Source organism: Gammaproteobacteria bacterium, assembly GCA_028819075.1.
GTDB lineage: Bacteria > Gemmatimonadota > Gemmatimonadetes > Longimicrobiales > Gaopeijiaceae > BD2-11.
In genome coordinates this window covers 123,797-144,113 of the sequence record JAPPMM010000047.1, presented here as the reverse complement: position 1 = coordinate 144,113, position 20,317 = coordinate 123,797, and the positions used below count along the sequence as shown (strand labels likewise).

The 20,317-nt window shown below is 67.2% G+C and carries 13 protein-coding genes; 6 read left to right on the top strand and 7 right to left on the bottom strand.

Annotation, left to right across the window (positions count from 1 at the left end; all coding sequences use genetic code 11):
• Positions 1 to 82 precede the first annotated feature (82 nt).
• Positions 83 to 703 (bottom strand): sigma-70 family RNA polymerase sigma factor, encoded by a 621-nt coding sequence (locus OXU32_12940; protein MDE0074856.1) that lies wholly within the window; start codon positions 701 to 703, stop codon positions 83 to 85.
• A 122-nt stretch (positions 704 to 825) separates the two neighbouring features.
• Between OXU32_12940 and OXU32_12935 the strand changes: the two genes are divergently transcribed.
• Together OXU32_12935 and OXU32_12930 are read left to right on the top strand one after the other, a co-directional pair.
• Positions 826 to 2,526: a D-aminoacylase gene (locus tag OXU32_12935; GenBank protein MDE0074855.1), complete on the top strand. Its 1,701-nt coding sequence runs from the start codon at positions 826 to 828 to the stop codon at positions 2,524 to 2,526.
• A 24-nt stretch (positions 2,527 to 2,550) separates the two neighbouring features.
• Complete coding sequence (locus OXU32_12930) at positions 2,551 to 3,978, top strand: hypothetical protein (GenBank protein MDE0074854.1); 1,428 nt, start codon at positions 2,551 to 2,553, stop codon at positions 3,976 to 3,978.
• A 56-nt stretch (positions 3,979 to 4,034) separates the two neighbouring features.
• Here OXU32_12930 and OXU32_12925 read toward each other — a convergent pair whose 3' ends face one another.
• A complete protein-coding gene (locus OXU32_12925) occupies positions 4,035 to 5,780 on the bottom strand; it encodes a hypothetical protein (GenBank protein ID MDE0074853.1) in 1,746 nt (581 codons plus the stop codon).
• 251 nt (positions 5,781 to 6,031) lie between these two features.
• On the opposite strand from OXU32_12925, the gene OXU32_12920 reads away from it, so the two are divergent.
• A complete protein-coding gene (locus tag OXU32_12920) occupies positions 6,032 to 7,909 on the top strand; it encodes a CocE/NonD family hydrolase (GenBank protein MDE0074852.1) in 1,878 nt (625 codons plus the stop codon).
• Here OXU32_12920 and OXU32_12915 read toward each other — a convergent pair.
• Both OXU32_12915 and OXU32_12910 read right to left on the bottom strand, forming a co-directional pair.
• Positions 7,849 to 9,123, bottom strand: a complete 1,275-nt coding sequence (locus OXU32_12915) for an XRE family transcriptional regulator (GenBank protein MDE0074851.1) — start codon at positions 9,121 to 9,123, stop codon at positions 7,849 to 7,851. The genes OXU32_12920 and OXU32_12915 overlap by 61 nt on opposite strands.
• A 168-nt stretch (positions 9,124 to 9,291) precedes the next feature.
• Complete coding sequence (locus OXU32_12910) at positions 9,292 to 10,605, bottom strand: cytochrome P450 (GenBank protein MDE0074850.1); 1,314 nt, start codon at positions 10,603 to 10,605, stop codon at positions 9,292 to 9,294.
• Positions 10,606 to 10,663: 58 nt separating this feature from the next.
• Between OXU32_12910 and OXU32_12905 the strand changes: the two genes are divergently transcribed.
• On the top strand, positions 10,664 to 13,978 hold the full coding sequence (locus OXU32_12905) for a hypothetical protein (protein MDE0074849.1): 3,315 nt from the start codon (positions 10,664 to 10,666) through the stop codon (positions 13,976 to 13,978).
• 334 nt (positions 13,979 to 14,312) lie between these two features.
• Here the strand turns inward: OXU32_12905 and OXU32_12900 are convergent, their stop codons facing one another.
• Both OXU32_12900 and OXU32_12895 read right to left on the bottom strand, forming a co-directional pair.
• Positions 14,313 to 15,512 (bottom strand): ATP-binding protein, encoded by a 1,200-nt coding sequence (locus tag OXU32_12900; protein ID MDE0074848.1) that lies wholly within the window; start codon positions 15,510 to 15,512, stop codon positions 14,313 to 14,315.
• Between the two features lie 52 nt (positions 15,513 to 15,564).
• Positions 15,565 to 16,713 (bottom strand): NAD-dependent epimerase/dehydratase family protein, encoded by a 1,149-nt coding sequence (locus OXU32_12895; protein ID MDE0074847.1) that lies wholly within the window; start codon positions 16,711 to 16,713, stop codon positions 15,565 to 15,567.
• Positions 16,714 to 16,766: 53 nt separating this feature from the next.
• Here OXU32_12895 and solA point away from each other — a divergent pair, with 53 nt between their 5' ends.
• Both solA and OXU32_12885 read left to right on the top strand, forming a co-directional pair.
• Complete coding sequence (gene solA, locus OXU32_12890) at positions 16,767 to 17,894, top strand: N-methyl-L-tryptophan oxidase (GenBank protein ID MDE0074846.1); 1,128 nt, start codon at positions 16,767 to 16,769, stop codon at positions 17,892 to 17,894.
• Positions 17,895 to 18,022: 128 nt separating this feature from the next.
• Positions 18,023 to 19,627, top strand: coding sequence for a DNA cytosine methyltransferase (locus tag OXU32_12885; protein MDE0074845.1), 1,605 nt, complete (start codon positions 18,023 to 18,025; stop codon positions 19,625 to 19,627).
• Between the two features lie 89 nt (positions 19,628 to 19,716).
• On the opposite strand, the gene vsr is transcribed toward OXU32_12885, so the two are convergent.
• On the bottom strand, positions 19,717 to 20,136 hold the full coding sequence (gene vsr / locus OXU32_12880) for a DNA mismatch endonuclease Vsr (protein MDE0074844.1): 420 nt from the start codon (positions 20,134 to 20,136) through the stop codon (positions 19,717 to 19,719).
• Positions 20,137 to 20,317: the final 181 nt, after the last annotated feature.

Below are 20,317 nucleotides of genomic sequence, written 5' to 3'. Positions count from 1 at the left end.
TTCCCACCGGGAACCGTTGTCCTACACCGGACAAGCGCACGGCGCGCCGCCAGCTACTATCCGAACGAGACACGAGCTCGCCTCAGCCATCGGCCGCCACCGCCCGGCGAACCGTCCTGAGCGCGGTCGACATCTGGTTCGCCACCGTCTGCGCCGAAACGTTCATCACGGCGGCCGCTTCCGCGTGGGAAAGGCCCCGCTGGAAGACGAGCTCGAACACTTCGCGCCGGCGGCCGGGCAGTGACGCCACCGCGGCCCGGAACCTGTCGGCCAGGAGCCTGGCGTCGAGCACGTCGGCTGGTGTCGCGGCCTGTCCGCCCCGCATCGCATCGTCGCGCCCCTGCCGGTCCTGCCAGCGCCGCCGCACCGCCCGCCTGCGTTTCTCGTCGATGACCAGATGACGTACGATGCGGTACAGGTAGACCCGCGCGGAGCCCCGCGGACGCCATCCGCGCCGCCGTTCCCAGACCTGGATGAACGCCTCCTGGGCCATGTCGCGCGCCAGGTCGGCATCGCCCACTTGGCTCGCCGCGTAGCGCACGAGCTCGGGCCAGCACAGGTCCATCAACCGGCCCAGGGCGGGCTCGGATCCCCCGCGGATCTCGTCCATAAGCGACGTCAGGACGTCGTTATGCGCCGAATCCGGGTTAGGGTTGGGTACTGACATCTGGTGTTGAATAGTGTCGACTTGGGGGTCGGCCACGCTGGCGACTCCTGCAGAAGTAGCGCACGGCGCAGCGATATCTACTACAACGTGCCGGTCTGGCTGGCTCCGCGCCCGTTCTCTACGATGTCCGGGTCACGCAATCGAGCCGGAGGCATCCGATGGAAGAACGCCGCCAACGCTTTTCATCCCGTTGCCGGGCCTCCCTTGTCGCGGTTCTGAGCATCGCGGCGGGCGCCTGCTTGCAAGCCGGGGACGGGTCCTCCTCCGCCGACGCTCCCTTCGATGTCCTCATCACCAACGCGCGCGTAGTGGACGGCGCCGGCAACCCCTGGTTCCGGGCGGACGTGGGGGTGCGCGGGGACCGCATCGCCGCCGTGGGCCGGCTCTCGGGCCGCGCCGCCGCACGGACCATCGACGCGGGCGATCGCGTCGTCACCCCCGGTTTCGTCGACATGATGGGCCAGGGCAGCCTGGTGCTCATCACCGATCCTCCGAGCGCCGAGAGCAAGCTCCGCCAGGGCATCACCACCTACCTCTCCGGCGAGGGGGGCTCGCCCGCGCCCCAGAGCGCCGAAACCCAGCAGAGTCCGCCCGTCATCGACGGCGACACGCTGCGCTGGCGCAGGTACTCCGAGTACTTCACGATCATGGAGAGCTACGGCATCCCCATCAACGTGGTGCACGACGTCGGCCTCACCCAGGTGCGGCGGGTGGTCCTGGGCGTGGAGGATGTCGCGCCGACGCCCGAGCAGCTCGAGGAAATGCGGGAGCTGGTGCGCGAGGGGATGGAGGACGGGGCCGTCGGGGTGTCCACTTCTCTCATCTATCCGCCCGCCATCTATGCGAGCACCGAGGAGCTCATCGCCCTGACTTCGGTCGCGGGCGAATACGGCGGCGTCTACTTCACGCACATGCGCAACGAAAGCCACGCGGTGCTCGAAGCCATCCGCGAAGCCATCACCATCGGCGAAGGCGCGGGCGTGCCCGTGCACATCTACCACCTGAAGGCGGCGGGCCAGCGCAACTGGCCGCTGATGGATGAGGCGCTTGCCCTCATCGACTCCGTGCGCACCGCGGGCATGGACGTCACGGCCGACATCTATCCCTATGTGAGAAACGGGATCGGGCTGGGGTCATTCCTGCATCCGCGGCACTACGCCCGCGGCACCCAGGCCTTCCTGGAGACGCTCTCCGACCCCGATCTGCGCGCGCAGTTGAGGAACGAGGTCGAAACCGACTCCGAGTGGGAGAACTGGTATCAGCACGTGGGGATGGACTGGAACAACGTCCTCATCGTGGCCGCGTCGGACGAAGTGAATCCGGACGTCATCAACCGGTCCGTGGCCGAGGCCGCGGAGGTGCTGGGAACGGATCCCTGGAACGCCTTCTTCGACCTGGTGCAGGCCGGGGGCGTAAGCGTAAACCCGCTCAGCATGAACGAGGAGCAGAAGTGGGCGGCGTTCCGAGCCCCGTTCGTGATGATCGACACGGACGCCTCGCCGGTGAATCCGGCATCCACCGCCAGCTCGCACCCGCGCGCCTTCGGGGCCTTCCCGCGCGTCATCGCCAAGTACGTGCGCGAGGACGGGGTCATCACCCTGGAGGAGGCCATACGCCGCATGACTTCGCTGGCCGCCCGCAGGCTGGGCCTGTACGACCGCGGCATCGTGGCGCCCGGCATGGCCGCCGACCTGGTGGTCTTCGACCCGGCCGAGCTCCGCGACATGGCCGAATTCGGCTCGAACGCGATGCGCTATGCGGAGGGGGTCGACTTCCTGTTCGTGAACGGTACGCTGGTCATCGACGAGGGGGAGATGACCGACGCGCGGCCGGGGAGGCTGCTCAAGCGTGCGGGGTAGGTCCCGATGTGGACTCCGACGAGCATGCGCCGCGGCGAAGCCAGGGACGCGGGCCCTCCTCCGGGATTGGGTGGTTGGGGGGCGTTGGGTCTGGCCGCCGTACTGGCCGGAGTTTCCCTCCTGGCCGTGCCGTCGCTCCACGCCCAATCGGACGCAGAGCGATCCGCGACTTCCCCCGCGGGCGACCCCGACTCGGCGGCCATCGCGACTCTTGCGGTGTGGGCGGATCAGGTGTGGCTGTCCTTGCTCGACCGTGATGGTTCCTACTACGGCCGTCTGGCAGAGGAGGGCATCTTCCAGCGGTTCAACCCTGAAATGGACCACGAGTACGAGCTGGATGTCCGCTCGGGCCTCTTCGATCCCGGTGAAGACGCGCGCTGGGCCGAGCTGCCCAACGGCTTTCGGGTTGCCGGGGCCTCGCTCAACAATCCGCACATCCTCAACGTCGTGGACTGGCGCCAGGAGACCCACATTTCCGGCCCCGTGGACCTGATGGCACGCTACCGCCGAGAGCGATCGCTCTCGGCACGGCGCGACTACCCGTGGGTCGGCGTGCGCTGGCGCGACATGCTCGGGACGCCGTGGACCGTGCAGGTGGGGCTCGGCGTCCACTTCTTCAAGCCGTCCGCAGACGTGGAGGTCGCGCTGGCACGCTCCTGGAGAGACAGGGAAGACCGGAGCTGGGCGCTGGAGGTGCGCCTCGCAGCGCTCGACGCCTTCAACGAAGCGATCTTCCAGGGCCTGGGAGTGAGGGCGGACGACGTGGACGCCCACTACGACTACGCGGGGGCTCCCCTCGCCGCTCGCACGACCCTGAGGGCCGCGGCGTCAGGCTGGCGAGCGGAGCTGCACGCGGGATCGAGCCGAAGAAGCGAGGTACAGGTGACCTTTCCGGCAACCGGCCGGGCCCCGTTCACCCAGCTCGAACAGGTCGCGTTCCTGGGAGCACTCTTCCAGGTCGCGCCGCTCGAGCGCGTGGCGTTGGCGCTGTACGGCACCTGGGCGAGGGCGGACACCGAGCGGCGGGCCCCCGCGAGCGGGCTCGGCTTCACTCTGCGCGAGCAGACGGTGACCGTGGGCGCCCGCGCACGGACCCGCCTGAACCCGCTGTGGGCGGTCGAGACGGAGCTGGCACGGGTGCGGCGACCTGAATGGCACACGCCGGCCGGGGGCGCTCGCCGCGAGCACCGAGATCGCGGGGTTTTCGCCCGGGCGGCCCTCGTCCGGTACCCGGAGGCGGGATGGACGAGCCGCCTGGCCTATGTCCTTCTGGACCGCGATGCGGGCTCCCGGGCGCCCTGGCTCACCGCGCAGAATCAGGGACTGATCACGGAAGCGGGCCACCGGTTCCGGTCGGGCTTCGAGGTGACGGCCGGGCTCCGCTGGGACCTGGACCACTTCGGGCGGGATCGGTTCGAGGGCGCCCATCTGCGGGTGTCGGCCGCCTGGTGATGGGCCGGGCTACGAACCCGGACCCCTACACCGCCAGGTTGAACAGCCTGCTGTAATCAGGCCTTGGCCCCCACAGGGTCCACCCGCACGGTCACGATGTCCGTGTCGTGATACTTCTGGTGCCGCACCGACGTGGCGAGATGGCGCAGCAGCCTGAGCGAGACGTCGCGCTCAACCGGAAGCTCCGTCGAGAGCCCCCCGAGCAGCGCCAGGCGATCTTCGAGGTTGCCCTCGCCGGTCACCGCCAGAAACTCGAGTTCGGCGCCGCCGGCGTCGGCCCGGGCCGTGACGCGCAGCCGCCGCTCGCCCGGCGCGTCGTCGTCCTTCGCCTGCTCGACCAGGAGCAGCAGGGTCTCTTCGGCGGCGAGGTCCAGCCGCTGCCCGATCTCCGCGTCCATTCCGGCACGGGACGCGAACCGCCCCAGGAAGTCCTGGATCTTCGGCAGCGCCTCGACATCGAGACTCGTCTGCATGCGCCGGCGCGGCGGTCCGGTCAGCTCCATGAAGACCGAGAGCAGGATCGCGGTCAGCCCGCCCGAGGTCATCCCGTTCTCCAGAAGCGAACCCGCCCATCCGAAGTACTCGGCGGGGATGCCGCCGCTCTGGAAGCCGGAGCCGATCCAGAACGAGACGCCGATGATCGTGGCCTTGCGGTAGTCGATGCCCTCCTGCGTGACCATCTCGACGCCCAGCACGAAGAGGATCGCGATGAGGACGATGATGTACGCGCCCACGACCGGGTCCGGAATGGCGAGCAGCACCGCCGTGGCCTTGGGGAAGAACGCCAGCGCGATGAAGATGAGCCCGATGCACATGCCCACCCGGCGCGCGGCGATCCCGGTGATGTCGACGATCGAGACGCTGTTCGAGTAGGTGGTGTTCGGTACCGTGGCCAGCAGACCCGACAGCAGGTTGCCGACCCCGTCCGCCGCGACCGCGCCCTGCACCGCGCGGAAGTCCGTCGCCCGGCGCTCGCGCCACGACACCCGCTGGATCGCCATGCCGTCGCCGATCGTCTCGATGGCGCCGACCAGCGTGACGAAGATGAACGCCGGAAGCATGGCCCAGAAGCCGGCGCTCAGGCTCAGGTCGAAGCCGGGCCATCCCGCCGCCGGCACTCCGAACCAGAGCGCCTCGCCCACGATTTCCATGTTGTAGGTGCCGAACCCGGCGGCGACCAGGCAGCCGCCCACCGCGCCGATCACCGACCCCCAGAGGCGGAGCGCCCCCCTGGCGCGGAGGATGATGACGACCGTGATCACGATGGTCGTGAGGGCGGTCAGGGGAGCGGCCGCCGGCGCGGCTCCCTCCGGCGCCACGAAGAGCAGGTCGAAGCCGATGGGCATGACCGTGACCGCGATCAGCATGATCACCGTGCCCGCCACCGTCGGCGTAATGAAGCGCCGCAGCAGCGACAGGCGCGAGGAGATCAGAAACTGGAAGAGCGACGAGGCCACGATCAGGGTGGCCAGCAGCGCGGGTCCGCCCAATTGCAGGGCCGCGACCGAAACGGCTATGAAAACGCCCGAGGTGCCCATCAGCAGGACGTATCCCGCCCCGATCCTGCCCAGCGGCCTCGCCTGGATCATCGTCGAGATGCCACAGACGATCAGCGCCGCGAACGCTGCCCAGGTCAGATAGGTCTCGCTCCCGCCCCCGGCCCGCACCACGATCGCCACCGTGATGACGATGCCGGCGATGTTGAGCAGGATGTACTGGAACCCGAGCCCGAAGGACACGCCCCAGCCGGGGGTTTCGTCAGCCTGATAGCGGAGGTCCTGCCGCGTAGAGGAGGGAGGCATGGGAGGTTGCGCTCAGGGTTGTGGGGGACTGGCCCCGGCACGTAGCAAGCGGCGCGCCGCAGGGTCGCGACGGGGAGGATAGACGGGGGGCATAATCGGGGCGCGGGCGCGGGGATGGCAAGGCGGGGCATTGCCCGGATTCAAGGCGATGTGCTACCGCTTAGAACATCATGCCGGAACTCGGGAGTCCACTCATGAAACGCCGACACGATTCAACCGCAGCCTTTCCAGCGCGGACCGCAGCTTCTTCGATGCTCGCCCTGGCTCTGTTCGCACTCACCGCGTCCTGCGGCGACGCCCGGTCCACCGGGGCGGGGGCGATCGGCCCGGTAAGCACCCTCGAGCGCAACCAGGCGCTCCACATCCCCATGCGCGACGACGTGCGGATCGCGGTCGATGTCTGGCTGCCGGAAGGGATCGAGCCGGGCACCCGCCTGCCCACGATGGTCCGGGCCACTCGATACTGGCGGGCGCGCGGGCTGGTCGATGTCCCGCTCGAGCTCGCGTCCAACTTCGACGAGGCCGAGCGCTGGAACGGGGCAGGGTACGCGCTGGTGCTCATCGACGCGCGCGGGAGCGGGGCCTCCTTCGGCATCCGGCGCTTCGAGCTCGCCGAGGACGAGGTGCGCGACTACGGGGAGGTCGTCGACTGGATCGTGGCGCAGCCCTGGTCGAACGGACGGGTCGGGGCCTACGGGGTGTCGTACGCGGGCAATACCGCGGAGATGCTCGCGGTCAACCGGCACCCGGCGGTCAAGGCGGTCGCGCCGCTCTTCAACGACTTCGACAACTTCGGGCACCTCGTCTTTCCGGGCGGCGTCCTCACCGTCGGCTTCCTGGAGAGCTGGTCGAACCGGACGCGCATGCAGGACCTGAACGACATCTGCGGGCTCTCGGCCGTGGACGGTTCGGAGTGCGATGAACTGCGTCGCAGCCAGGTGACGGGCGTCAAACCCGTGGACGCGGACCTGGACGGCGCCCTCCTCGCCGCGGCGGTGACCGAGCACGAGGCCAACACCGTGCCCTTCGGGGCGGCGCTGGAATACGAATTCCGCGACGACCCGTTCGGCCGCTACGACGAGACAAACGTCGGGCACCGGCGGAGCCCCTCCGGCCACCTCCCGCAGATCGAGGAGTCGGGCGCCGCGATGTTCATTCGGGCCGGGTGGCAGGACGCCGCCACCGTGAACGGCACGCTGGGGCGCTACAACACCATCTCCAACGCGCAGCACGTCTTCATCGGGCCGTGGGACCACGGGGCGCGCAACGACGCCGACCCCTTCCGGCCGGACGACGCCCCGGTCGCTCCCGACGCGGCCGCGCGGTTCACCGAGCTCGTCGCCTTCTTCGACGCGCACCTCAAGGAGGGCGGGTCCGAACAGACGCCCAGCGAAATCAACTACTACACGCTCGGCGCGGACCGGTGGACCCGTACGGAAATCTGGCCGCCCGAAGGGTTCGAGGACGTCACCTGGTACTTCGGCGCCGAGGGGACACTGACCCGCGAGGCCCCGTCCGCCGCCGACGCCGAAGACAGCTACACCGTGGACTTCACCGCCACCACGGGCACACGCAACCGCTGGTACACCAACGGCGGGGGCGGCGATGTGGTCTACGGGGACCGGCGCGAGGAGGACGCGAAGCTGCTCACCTACACCAGCGCCCCGATGGAGGTCGACACGGAGATCACGGGCCACCCGGTCGTCACCCTGCACGTCGCCTCGACCGAGTCCGACGGCGCGTTCATCGTCTACCTGGAGGATGTCGCTCCGGACGGCACCGTTCGCTACATCACCGAAGGGCAGCTGCGCGCCGTGATGCGCGCGGTCACGGACGATCCGCCGCTCTACCGCAAGTACGGCCCACACCGCTCCGAACTGCGCGCCGACGCGATGCCGTTCGTGCCCGGGGAAGTCGCCGAAATCAGCTTCGACCTCTGGGCCACATCCGTGCTGATTCGGGAAGGGCACCGGATCCGCGTCGCCATCGCGGGCGCGGACGCCGACACCTTCCTGCGCTATCCGCGGGACGGGAGGGTGCCGGTTCTCTCGGTTCAGCGGAACGCGACCTACCCGTCCGCCATCGTCCTCCCGATCCGATCAGGAGCGGGCTCGAAATCAGCCTCGTGACCGTAGCGCGTGAGCAGCGATGCCAGTTCCGGAAGCGAGAGATCGAGCACGGAGGCGGCTCGCCTCACGGAGAGATTCCCCGCGTCGAGGGCATCGGCGACACATCGGACGAATTGCGCGCTGAACGCAGGAATCGCCGCTTCCCTGCCCGGCGCAGGGCGACTCGCGACCAGGCGCTGGCCATCGAGCGCGTCGACCTCCTCCCGGGACAGCAGGTAGAGGCGGCGGAGGCGGCGTACGTACGTCTCCACTGAAACCCGCAGCTCGTCGGCACCCTCGATCAGACGAGCGGGGAGATCGGGCGATCGCCTCACGCGACTCCACTCCCGCTGACCCCTGTCCGCTGCGATCATGTCCTCTGCGGTCATGCGCATCGGCTCTCCCGGGCTCACGATGCCCTTCCGCTCCTGCTCGAATCCCAACTGCCGCCGCAGAACGGGCCAGGGCATCAGGAGGGCGGTGGCAAACCTCTCGGCTACTCGGGCAACCAGCCATCGCTTCCCGCGGCGCGGCAGGCGAACGGATTCTACTCGGGCGGGCGGGATTGCATCCCAGGTCAACAGGTGGAACAGGCCGTGAGCCATGCCGTAGTTCCGCTGCCCCTCGGGCTCACGGTGGTTGACGAGCACGCACTTTATTCCTTGAGCGCGGACAGCGGCACTCGCGATTCCAGGCGGCGCATCCACCTCGAGCACCAGGATGTCCAGACGGTCTTCCAGCACCGACCGCAGCGCCGCCGCTGGGCAATCTCCGAGTCCCATGCGTTCGCTGAACGCCTCACCCGCCTCGCTCGCGTCCTCCAGGGAGGAGTGGCGCGCCAGGGCCAGTTTCGGTTCAAGCCATCGAGGCTTCCGCTCGTGCTCCCGGGACAGCTCCCGATACATCGCGATCCACCGCCCCGCTCTGCTTTCGAATTCGTCGACGGCCGCGCTCGCCACCTCCGGACCCGTCCGGAACGTGAATTCTCCTTCACCCTCCAGGCGGAACGGGTCGGTGAAGTAGTCCAGATCGACGCCGAGAAGGTCCATCGCCAGGATGAGCTGCTCTGCGGTGAGGGAGCGTTGCCCATCTTCGATGCGGGTGACGTCCTGGCGATGGTTGAGCCCCAGGTCTCCCGCCAGTCGGTACTGCGTCAGCCCGGCTCGTTTTCGGGCCGCCCTCAGGCGGGCGGCAATCCGGGAGGTCAGGCGGGGAATCCGGACAGTTGGTCGCATGCGGATGCGAGGAGGCTGGTGATCGGTTGTAGCCGGGCTCGGAGCAGCCGATCCGCCGCCGGTGCCGTGCTGCCTCTTCTTGTGTTGCGAGCCCGTCTGCAGAGCGTTGCCAAATCGAAAAGGCAACATATTGTTGCATTTTGCGTTTTGCAACACGCCACGGAGGGGTCAGACAGACGATACTCTAGCCCACCTCCGGTCTACTCCAGGCCCGCTCAGCCCACCCGCACGTCGAGGTGCTCCAGCCCCCTCAGGACGATGCTTGGCCGGTACCTCGCCGGGCGCCTGCCGAAGCCGAGCCCGGGGGAATCGCTCCAGCAGCACCTCCAGCGCGATCCGTCCCTCCAGCCGGGCGAGCGGCGCGCCGAGGCAATGGTGGATGCCGCGCCCGAACGAGATGTTCGCCTGGCCCGACCGCGTGATGTCCAGTCGCTCCGGCTCGGGGAATCGTTGGGGATCGTGATTGGCGGATCCGATGAGGAGGGTGATCATGGTACCCTCCTTGACGGCCAGACCCCCGAGTTCCATGTCCCGGAGTGCTACGCGCATGTCCAGTTGGACCGGCGGGTCGTAGCGGAGGAGCTCCTCCACCGCCGTAGGGATCAGTTCGGGCCGCTCCCGCAGCAGGGCGAGCTGATCGGGGTGCCGCAGGAGGGCCCGGATTCCGTTCCCGATGAGGTTAGTAGTGGTCTCGTTGCCGGCCGTTAGGAGAAGGCGCAGCATCACCCTCGTTTCCTCGGCGGTCAGCTTGTCGCCGGCGTCCTCGGCCTCGACCAGGCGCGAGACGAGATCGTCGCGGGGCTCGCGGCGGCGCTGCTCGATGATGGCGGTGAAGTACTCCGCGAACTGCCGAGCGGCACGATACACCCTCTCTTCCTCTTCCGGAGAAAGGAAAGGCTCCAGAGCGCGCGCCAGATCGTCGGACCAGACCTTGAAGCGCGCGAGATCGCGTTCCGGAACGCCGATCATCCTGGCGATCACGATGGTGGGAAGCGGCACCGCGAAGGCCTTCATGAGGTCGAATTCGCGGGCGTCTCCGACCTTGTCGAGGAGTGTATGCGCGGTGGCGCGGATGTAATCCTCCATCCTTGCCACCTGGCGGGGCGTGAATGCCCGGTTGACGAGCGCGCGCAGGCGCGTGTGGTCGGGCGGGTCCTGCGCGAGCATGCTCGGCGTGAGCTTCTTCCGGGTCGCAATGGAGCCCTCCGAGGAGGTCACCTTGCTGAAGTCGTTACCGAAGGTCCTGTGATCCCGGAGGATGCGGTCGACGTCGGCGTAGCGGGACACCACGACCTGGTTGGCGAAGATGCTGCGGTGAATCGGGTCGCGTTCGCGGAGCGTGCGGTACAGCGGGTAGGGATCGGCGACGAAGCCGCGTGAGAGCGGGCGGTACGCGACCCCGGTTCGCAGCCACTCCCCGGCCAGCCGGATGTACATATGGGCCACCCAGATGGCCCGTCCAATCGCGTTGCGAGGCACCATTCCGTACCTTCTCTCTCCCCGTTGTCTGCCGTATCTCCCAGTAGCCGGAACGCCAGTCATGAAGACCCAGCGCAGCTCAACCACGAGAGGCCGACGCGGCCTCCTCTCCTACCCGCTCACCAGCGCCATGATCGCGGGAGCCGCCCTGTTCGCCCCCGGGCACGCGCATGCCCAATCCGCGCTTGAGACGGCCATCTCGCATCTGCAGTATCGCGAGCTCGGGCCCGCGCTCATGGGCGGGCGCATCGCGGACCTCGCGGTGGTGGAATCGAAACCGCAGATCTTCTACATCGGCACCGGCACGGGAGGCGTGTGGAAGACCGAGAACCACGGCACCTCGTGGACGCCGGTCTTCGACGACCAGCCCACGAGCTCCATCGGAGCCGTCACGCTCGACCAGTCGAATCCGAACCTGGTCTGGGTCGGCACCGGGGAGCCGCAGAACCGGCAGTCGTCGGGCTGGGGCAACGGCGTGTACAAATCGGTCGACGGGGGCGGGACGTGGCAGCACATGGGGCTCGAGGGGAGCAAGCACGTCGGGCGCATCCTCATCCATCCGCGCAATCCCGATGTCGTGTACGTCGCGGCGGTCGGCGATCTGTGGGGGCCCAACGAGGAGCGCGGGGTCTTCCGGACGCAGGACGGGGGCGAGAGCTGGGAGAAGGTCCTCTACATCGATGAGGACACCGGCGCCATCGATATGGCGATGGACCCGAGCGATCCCAACACCATCTTCGCGGGGATGTACCAGCGGCGGCGCACCGGCTGGGGCTTCAACGGGGGAGGCCCGGGGAGCGGGCTCTACCGCACCCTGGACGGGGGCGACACCTGGACGGAACTGACCGAGGGACTCCCCGATGGCGACAAGGGACGCATCGGGGTGGATGTCTTCCGCGGAGACGGGAACATCGTGTACGCGCTGATCGAGGCGCAGCCGAGGACCCCGGGCCAGGGCTTCGGAGGGGGCGGAGGCCCGTCGCGGAACGGCCTTTTCCGTTCGCTCGACCGCGGGAACACATGGGAGAAGATGTCGGACACCAACCCGCGCCCGATGTACTACTCGCACGTGCGCATCGACCCGACCAACGTGGACCGCATCTACGTGCTCGGGAGCGCTCTGATGGTGTCGGACGACGGTGGGCGCACCTTCCGCGGTGACGGCGCCACCCAGGTGCACGTCGATCATCACGACCTCTGGATCAACCCGGCGGACCCGGACCACCTGATTCTGGGGAGCGACGGCGGCGTGGCCGCGAGCTGGGACGGCACCGGGCACTGGCGCATGTTCGACAACATCCCGCTCGGCCAGTTCTACGCCATCGGACACGACATGCGCGATCCGTACTTCGTGTGCGGTGGACTGCAGGACAACGACGCGTGGTGCGGGCCCTCCAACACGCGTTCGTTCCACGGCATCCGCCACCAGGACTGGTACGAGGTGGCGTACGGGGACGGCTTCTTCGCCATCGTGGATCCCACCGACTCGACCATCGTCTACGCCGAGTCGCAGGGCGGGAACATGAACCGGTACGACCTCAACACCGGCGAGAAGATCCCCATGCGGCCCATCACCGGCCCGCGCGAGAACGGCGACACCGCCAAGACCTACCGCTACAACTGGAACTCGCCGCTGCAGCTCTCGCCGCACGATCCGGCGACGGTCTACCTCGGCGCCAACTATCTCATGCGCTCGCGGGACTACGGGATGTCGTGGGAGGAGGTCGGGGGCGTCGATCTCACGAAGCAGATCGACCGCGAGGAGCTCGAGATCATGGGCGTTCTCGGCTCCGAGCCGCAGATGTCGGCGAACGACGGCATCGCCAACTACGGCAATCTGACCAGCTTCGCGGAGTCGACGCTGGCGCCCGGGCTGCTCTACGTGGGCACGGACGATGGCAACCTGCAGGTGAGCCGGGACGACGGCGCGACCTGGACCAACGTGGCCGACCGCATCCCGGGGCTGCCCGAGCGCACGTACGTGAGCCGGGTCGAGCCTTCGCATCACGTCGAGGGGCGCGTCTATGCAAGTTTCGACGGCCACCGCAACGCCGACTACGCGGCCTATGTGTACGTGAGCGAGGACTACGGGCAGAACTGGTCCCGAATCACCGACGGGCTGCCCGACGGCTGGTCGGTGAACGTCGTAACCGAGCATCACCGCGCCCCCAACCTGCTCTTCGTGGGCAACGAGGTGGGCGTGTTCGTGTCCGTGGACCGGGGCGAGGAGTGGGTCCAGCTCAAGAACAACCTGCCCACGGTGCCGGTGGACGACATCCTCGTGCACCCGCGCGACAACGATCTGCTGGTGGGCACCCACGGCCGCTCGTTCTACATCCTGGCGGACGTGACCCCGCTGGAGCACCTGTCCGAGACGATGCTCGCGGAGGCCGGCCGGGTGTTCCCGGAGGCGCGGCCTACGATCATGTGGGCGGAGCGGGGCGACTGGCCGTTCCAGGGCGCGACCTACTCGGCCCCCAATCCGCCGCGCGGGTCGCTGATCCGGTACTACCTGCGCGATGAGTGGGAAGCGCCGATGGCGGCTGAGGACGAGGAGGAAGGGGGGAACGGGAACGGCAATGGGTCCGGGGATGTGGATTCGGGACAGGATGCGGATCAGGACGCCGACGGTGCCGGGCGCTCGGATGAAGATTCAGACACCTTCGCCCTGACCATCAGCGACGCCCAGGGCAACCATGTCCGCACCCTCGAAGCCCCGAGCGAGCCCGGCGTCAACGAGGTCGTGTGGGACTGGCGTTTCGACGCTCCGTACGAGGCCGATGGCCAGCAGGGCGGGGGAGGTGGCGGATTCTTCGGAGGCGGCACGCCCCAGGGCCCGGTCGCGCTCCCCGGCGTCTACACGGTGAGCATGGACGTCGGCGGTGAGTCTTTCTCGTCAACGATCGAGATCCAGGCCGACCCGCGGCGCCCCATGACTATGGCCGACCGCACGGCGCGCCAGGACGCTCTTATGAGCCTGCACCGTCTGGCGGTGCCGATCAACGACGCGACCCAGGCCATCCGCCGCCTGGAAGGCCAGCTTGACGACGCCGAGGAACTCATCGACGGCGCCGACGATCCTCCCGAGGGCATCGAGGAGGAGCTGGAGGCCATCCGCGAAGCGCTGGAGGAGATCGAGGACGACGTGTCGGAGGCCCGCCAGAACGCAGGCGTGGCCAGAGCCATCCAGCAGGCATCGACGCATCCGACCGAGGATCACCTGTGGCAGGTCGACCACGCCTGGGAGGTGATGGGCGAGACCGTCCCCGAGCTGAACGAGCTGATCGAGACGCGGGTGCCCGCGCTCAACGCGCAACTGTACGCGGAGGGCGTGCGGCCGGATGCGGGGGATGCGGTGGAGATGCCGGGGAGGTAGGGGAAGAGGGAATCCGAATGAAGTCATCAACCTCGCCGGGGGCCGGCGAGCGTCAAGAGTCTTGCGCCAGCGAACGTCTCCATGAGCGGCACGGGGACCGGAAGCCTGTCGACCGACCATCCGTCGCCCATGTTGACGAGGAGGGCTCTGCCGAGGACGAGGGCTGGGCTGACCTGGCGGCCTCTGCCCGCGCCGACTGGGCCGCAGAAAACCCGTTTTGAGCCACATCAGCCCCGGCGATACCTACCTTGCTCATGACCGGCCTCGCCTAACCGACACATGGACGCGTGCCTAACCGACACATAGCCGCACGTCTAACCGACAATTGGCCGGATCAGATCACCCTCCACCACGGCACTGCCAGCACCCCGGGAGTGATCCACTCCACCGAGTCCCCGCCGTGTAGCAGCAGGCCGGCTCGCGTGGTCCGGTGGTACTCCGCACGGAACGCACGCAGACCTGCGGTGTCGCCGAGGCGAGGGCGCCTGGTGGCCTTCACCTCAATGGGTAGCACCGACCCGTCCACCTCGATCACGAAGTCCACCTCCTCACCGGTGGTCGTGCGCCAGTGCAACACTTCGGCGCGCCGGGGCCGGGAGTCTCGCCATGCCAGCAGATCCTGAAGCACCAGGTTCTCCAGGTGGGCTCCCCGGGGCCCGTCCTCCTGGGACAGGTACATCGCCAGACCCGTGTCGCTCCAGTACAGCTTCGGAGACTTGATCAGCCTCTTGGTGCGATTCACCGAATAGGCGGGGATCCGCGCGAGCAGGTACGAGGTTTCGAGCAGGTTCAGCCAGCGGTGAACCGTCGGCTGCGGAACGCCGATATCCCGGCCCAACTCGGTCTGATTGAGCAACGCACCAAGGCGCAGGGCCGCCGCGCGCATGAGCCGCCGAAAGTCCGGAAGAGCCGCGATCGACGAAAGAGCCTGCAGATCCCGCTCCAGATAGGTCCGCACGTATCCATCGAACCAGATCGCCCGCTCGGCCGGAGCATCGAGATGGACGGCGGGAACGGGGAAACCGCCGCGTCGCGCGAGCGCCCGCCAGTCCTCGGGATCCGCGGGATGCTCCGTCACTACATCGAGCCAATCCTGGTCAGGAGACTTGACCAGGTTCTCCCAGATACCGCACCGGCCAAGTCCCAGTTGCTCTCGGCGCGTCATCGGCCAGAGGGTGAGATAGCTGGCGCGGCCCGCCAATGACTCCGATACCCGCCGCATCAGAAGCAGATTGGCGGACCCGGTGAGTAGGAACCGTCCCGGTCGACGCTCCCGGTCGATCTCTCGCTTGACGGCGCTCAGGAGGTCCGGCTCGCGCTGAACCTCGTCGAGGGTCACCGGCTGGCTGCCTCGCACCAGCGCATCGGGGTCGCGGCGCGCCAGGTCGAGAACGTCCAGATCGTCGAGCGACAGGTATCGGCGGCTATCGCCCGCCGCTTGTACGGACCCGTCAGCCTGTGGTGATCGGTCTAACGCGCGGGCGAGCGTGCTCTTTCCCGTCTGGCGGGCTCCCGCCACGACGACGGCTGGCATGACGCGCATCATGCTGTCGAGGGTGCCGGAAACAGCGCGGGGGAGCGGGAGATTATTCATAGCGCGAATGATAATCATTCACACCGTGAATGGAAAGGCACCGCCCCGGCTCCTCCACCAACCCATCATCCAGCAACTGCTGGAAGTGATCCACGATCGCTTCCGCGGCCGGCCGAAAGCTCATCCCCAGATCCGACTTCGCGTATCCGTTGTCGAAGCACAGCGGATGCCCCGCGTTGCGCCAGACCAGCCTCCGCGGCACCCCCAGCAGAGGCGAGAACAGCGTGGCCACCAGCTTGGGAGCGGTGAAGCGCGGGAAGGGGAAGCGGCTGCCGAAATGGCTCCGCAGGACCCGGACGACTTCGGGGAGGCCCATCGTCTCGCTGACCAGGATGTGGCGCCCGCTCGCTTCCGGGATCAGTCCCGCGCGCAGGTGGCCCTCGGCGACGTCGCGCACGTCGACGATCCCGAATTCGACGTGGGCCACGCCCAGGCGCAGGCTGCCGTTGCCGAGTTCGCGCATGAGCTGGACGCTCTCCGGGCTTGAGTGCGGGTCGAGGGAGGGCCCGAGCACCAGCCCGGGATTGACGACGACCAGGTCCCATCGGTCCTGCTTCCCGGCGATGCGCCAAGCCAGGCGCTCGGCCTCGGTCTTGGCGTACGAGTACGGCAGATGGCGCTCGCTGCTGGTCTCGTTCCAGTGGCTCTCGTCGAAGCGGTCCGCCTCGATGCGCCCGAGGTCCCTCGTGTCTCCATAGATGGCCGAGACGCTGGAGGTGAGGACGACGCGCCGCACCGACGGGGTCCCGTTGGCCGCCTCCAGCACGTGGCGGGTGCCCCGGGTCGCGGGCTCGATGAGCTGGCGCACCGGATCCTCGACTCCGCGCACGACGACGGGCGAGGCGATGTGGAAGACGAGGGCGCATCCCGCCATGGCCCGGTCGAACCCGCCGCGCTCCATCAGATCCGCCCGGAAGAGCGACGGCGTGCCGGGAAGCTCCCCGGCCATCGCCAGCAGGTGTTCCGTCTTCCGGGGATCTGCGGGATCGCGCACGGTGGCGCGGACGTCGAAGCCGCGTTCGAGGAGCCGCCTGACCACCCACGACGCGACGTAGCCGTTGGCGCCCGTGACCAGGGCCGGACCCGGGATGGGTTCGCCGGACTGTTGCCGCCGCGGAGGGGAGTGCATCTTCGCCATCATCAGTTTCGCGTACCGTGCGCGTCTCGGAGCCCCGATGAGGGGAAAGGGAAAGAATGTACGACGTCATCGTGATCGGCGTGGGCGGGATGGGCAGCGCCACGGTCTACCAGCTCGCGCGGAGCGGCCGCAGGGTGCTGGGCCTGGAGCAGTTCACGGTCCCGCACGCGTTCGGCTCCTCGCACGGGTCCACGCGCATCATCCGCCTGGCGTACTCCGAGGGACCGCAGTACGTGCCGCTGCTCCGGGCCGCGTATCGATACTGGCGGGAGCTGGAGGAGGCCACGGGCGAGTCGATCCTGGTGGTGACCGGCGGTCTCGACATCGGACCGCCCGACAGCCCCAAGGTCGAGAACTCCCGGCGCTCGTGCCTCGAGCACGGCATCCCCTTCGAGGAGCTCGACGGCGCGGAGGTCAACCGGCGCTTCCCCGGCTACCGGGTCCCCGAATCGCTGCGGGCCATCTACCAGGCGGACGCCGGCTACGTGCGCTCGGAGGTGGCGATCCGGGCGCATGCCGCCGCGGCGCGCGACCTGGGCGCCGAGATCGTGACCGAGTCGCCGGTGCGCGGGTGGGAGAAGCGCGCGTCGGGCTTCCGCGTGGAGACGGCAAGCGGCACCTACGAGGCCAGGAAGCTGGTGTTCACCGCCGGCGCGTGGGCGGGCCGACTGGTGCCGGAACTCGCGCCCCTGTGCCGGCCCGAGCGCCAGACGATGCTCTGGACGGAGCCCCTGAACGCGGCGCCGTTCGAGCCGGAGCGGTTCCCGATCTTCGTGCTGCAGGCCCCGCTGGGACGCTACTACGGCTTCCCCAGCGACCGCGGCGAGGGGTTCAAGATCGGCAAGTATCATCTTCGCGTGCAGCCCGTACCCGACCCGGACCGCCTGGACCGGGAAATTTCCCCGGAGGACGAAGCCGGCGTACGCGAGGGAGTCGCGGCCTACTTCCCGGAGGCGAACGGCCCCACCCGCCGTATGGTGGCGTGCATGTTCACCACCAGCCCCGACGAGCACTTCATCCTGGACCGCCACCCGACCGTGGACGACGCGTTCATCGCCGCCGGCTTCTCCGGCCACGGCTACAAGTTCTGCAGCGTGATCGGGCGGGTGATGGCGGACTTTTGTTTGGGGGAGGCAGGGAAGTGGGGGGTGGAGGGGTTCGGGTTGGGGGAGGGGAGGTGGTGAGAGCCGGCCGTCATGAGTCGCCGAGTTGCCTGCGAGCCCCGTCCAGAACAGTATTCACTCGACCATGCTGTGGATGACGTGTCCTATCTGTGTAGGAGACCTCTACCGGTGAAACGCGCCGAGGTCGAGTGAAACCAAAGGTGACGCCCGAGGTTCCCGTCATCGACCTGTTCTCCGGCCCCGGTGGGCTTGCCGAAGGGTTTGCTGGGTATCGGGAGTCCGGCGGACACCCCCGCTTCCGCATCGCACTCTCGGTCGAGACGGAGCCATCGGCACACCGGACGCTGGTCCTGCGCGCGTTCCTACGGAAGTTCCCATCGGCAGAACTCCCTATCGAATACTATGATTTCCTGAACCGCGGAGCCAAGGATGAACCAAACTGGAAGAAACTCTATCCCGAGAAATGGCTCGATGCTGGTAACGAGACCCTTCGGCTGAAACTTGGAACTTCCGAGGCAACCAGTGTCGTCATGGCGCGGGTGCAGCGGATTCGACGACGGCACGGCGGGAGGACTGTGCTTCTTGGTGGACCGCCTTGTCAGTCATATTCGCTCGTCGGGAGAGCTCGCAATGCTGGGAATGCGGCCTATGATCCGAACAAGGATGAACGCCAGTTCCTGTATCGTGATTATGTGAACGTACTCGAAAGGCTTCAACCCGCCGTTGCCATCATGGAGAATGTGAAGGGGATGCTCTCTGCACGGCACCAGGGCCAGCCGATTTTCCGGTACGTGATGGCAAGTCTGCGGGATGCAGGTGCCACCCTCCGCTATCGGCTATTTGCTTTGACTCCGCGGAATGGTGGCTGTCTGTGGGAACAGGACCAAGATCCCAAGGACTTCCTCGTTCGTGCCGAAGAACACGGGGTGCCGCAGGCGCGACATCGGGTCTTCGTAGTGTGTGTCAGGAGAGATGTCGCGGACCTTTTTCCGACTGATCTCCTACGCCTCCAGAAAGGTACGAGAACTGTTCCGGTGGACGATGTGATCGGCGGCATGCCTGTACTTCGCAGCCGTCTCAGCCGTGGTGATAGTGGTGAGGGATGGAAGGCTGCCGTGGCATCGGCGTGCAGATTGATTCGGAGCATTCCTTGGCCGGCCATGACAAAGGAGCATGAGTCGCTGTTCGATGATGCGCTCGCGAGCGCACTCAGAACGACACGAGGGCCACTGCCACCGTACGGTGACGCGGTTGGAGATACGGAGTCCTTGTCGTGCCCGAGCAGTCTTCGCGATTGGATTGTCGATACTAAGCTATGCAGGCTTCCAAACAACCAAGCCAGGGGACATATGGCCGAGGACTTGGCACGCTATCTTTTCGCCGCAGCTTTCGCACGAGCGAAGGGGCGATCACCGAAGTCCGCGGATTTCCCGATGGAGCTTGCGCCCAATCACGTCAACTGGGCAACCGGGAAGTTCGCTGATCGGTTCCGAGTGCAGGTCCGCGAACTGCCTTCCCGGACCGTCACGAGTCACATCTCGAAGGATGGCCACTACTTCATTCACCCAGATCCCGCTCAATGCCGCAGCCTCACGGTTCGAGAGGCTGCTCGTCTGCAGACTTTTCCGGACAACTACTTCTTCTGCGGCGGACGGACGCAGCAATATGTGCAGGTCGGGAATGCGGTACCACCGTATCTTGCACAGCAGATTGCTGGAAGGGTATCGGCGGTATTTGACGAATGCCGCAGGTCAGCAAAGCGGTTTGCAACAAGTAACGGGTGGCCCCGTTGATCCAACAGTGACGGAAGCGAAGTCGATTGATATTTCCACCGGGCAACCAGCCGCCTGAGGGATGTTCCGAGATAGTTGACGCCTAGCCGTCAACGGTTCGATTCCCGCAAGTAGGCTACGATTCGTGCCGCCACGGCCGCTGGATCCTTGGTTTCGCATTCCCAGATTACCAGCGTCCTCCAGCCGAGATCATTCAAGGCCCCCTCATTCCGGCGGTCCCTGGAAACGTTGTCTTCGAACTTCTTCTCCCAGAATTGAATACGGGACTTGGGGCTGTAGGCGAATTTGCAATTCTGGTGTCGGTGCCAGAAACATCCGTGTACCATGATCACAGCTTGATACCTAGGAAACACGATGTCGGGACAACCGGGGAGATCCTTCCGGTGAAGCCTGAACCGAAACCCAAGCCTGTGGGCGATCCGACGAACGACTAGCTCGGGTTTGGTGTCACGGCCGCGAATGCTGGACATGATTTCACTTCTTTTTTCAGCGTCGAATATATCAGCCATCCTGTGTCCCGTGGTCAGGAGCCATCTCGCCTCTGTATGTCGTTCGGTGTCCCCAGGCCAACAAGAGAGGAAAGCAGTCCCAAGGAAGGGTCGCTGATGGTGCCAACAACCATGCCTCTGTCCAGTAACCGATTTCCCTCTTCGCATGAGGTCTCCGAAACTAGTGCGCAGCTGTGGCAAG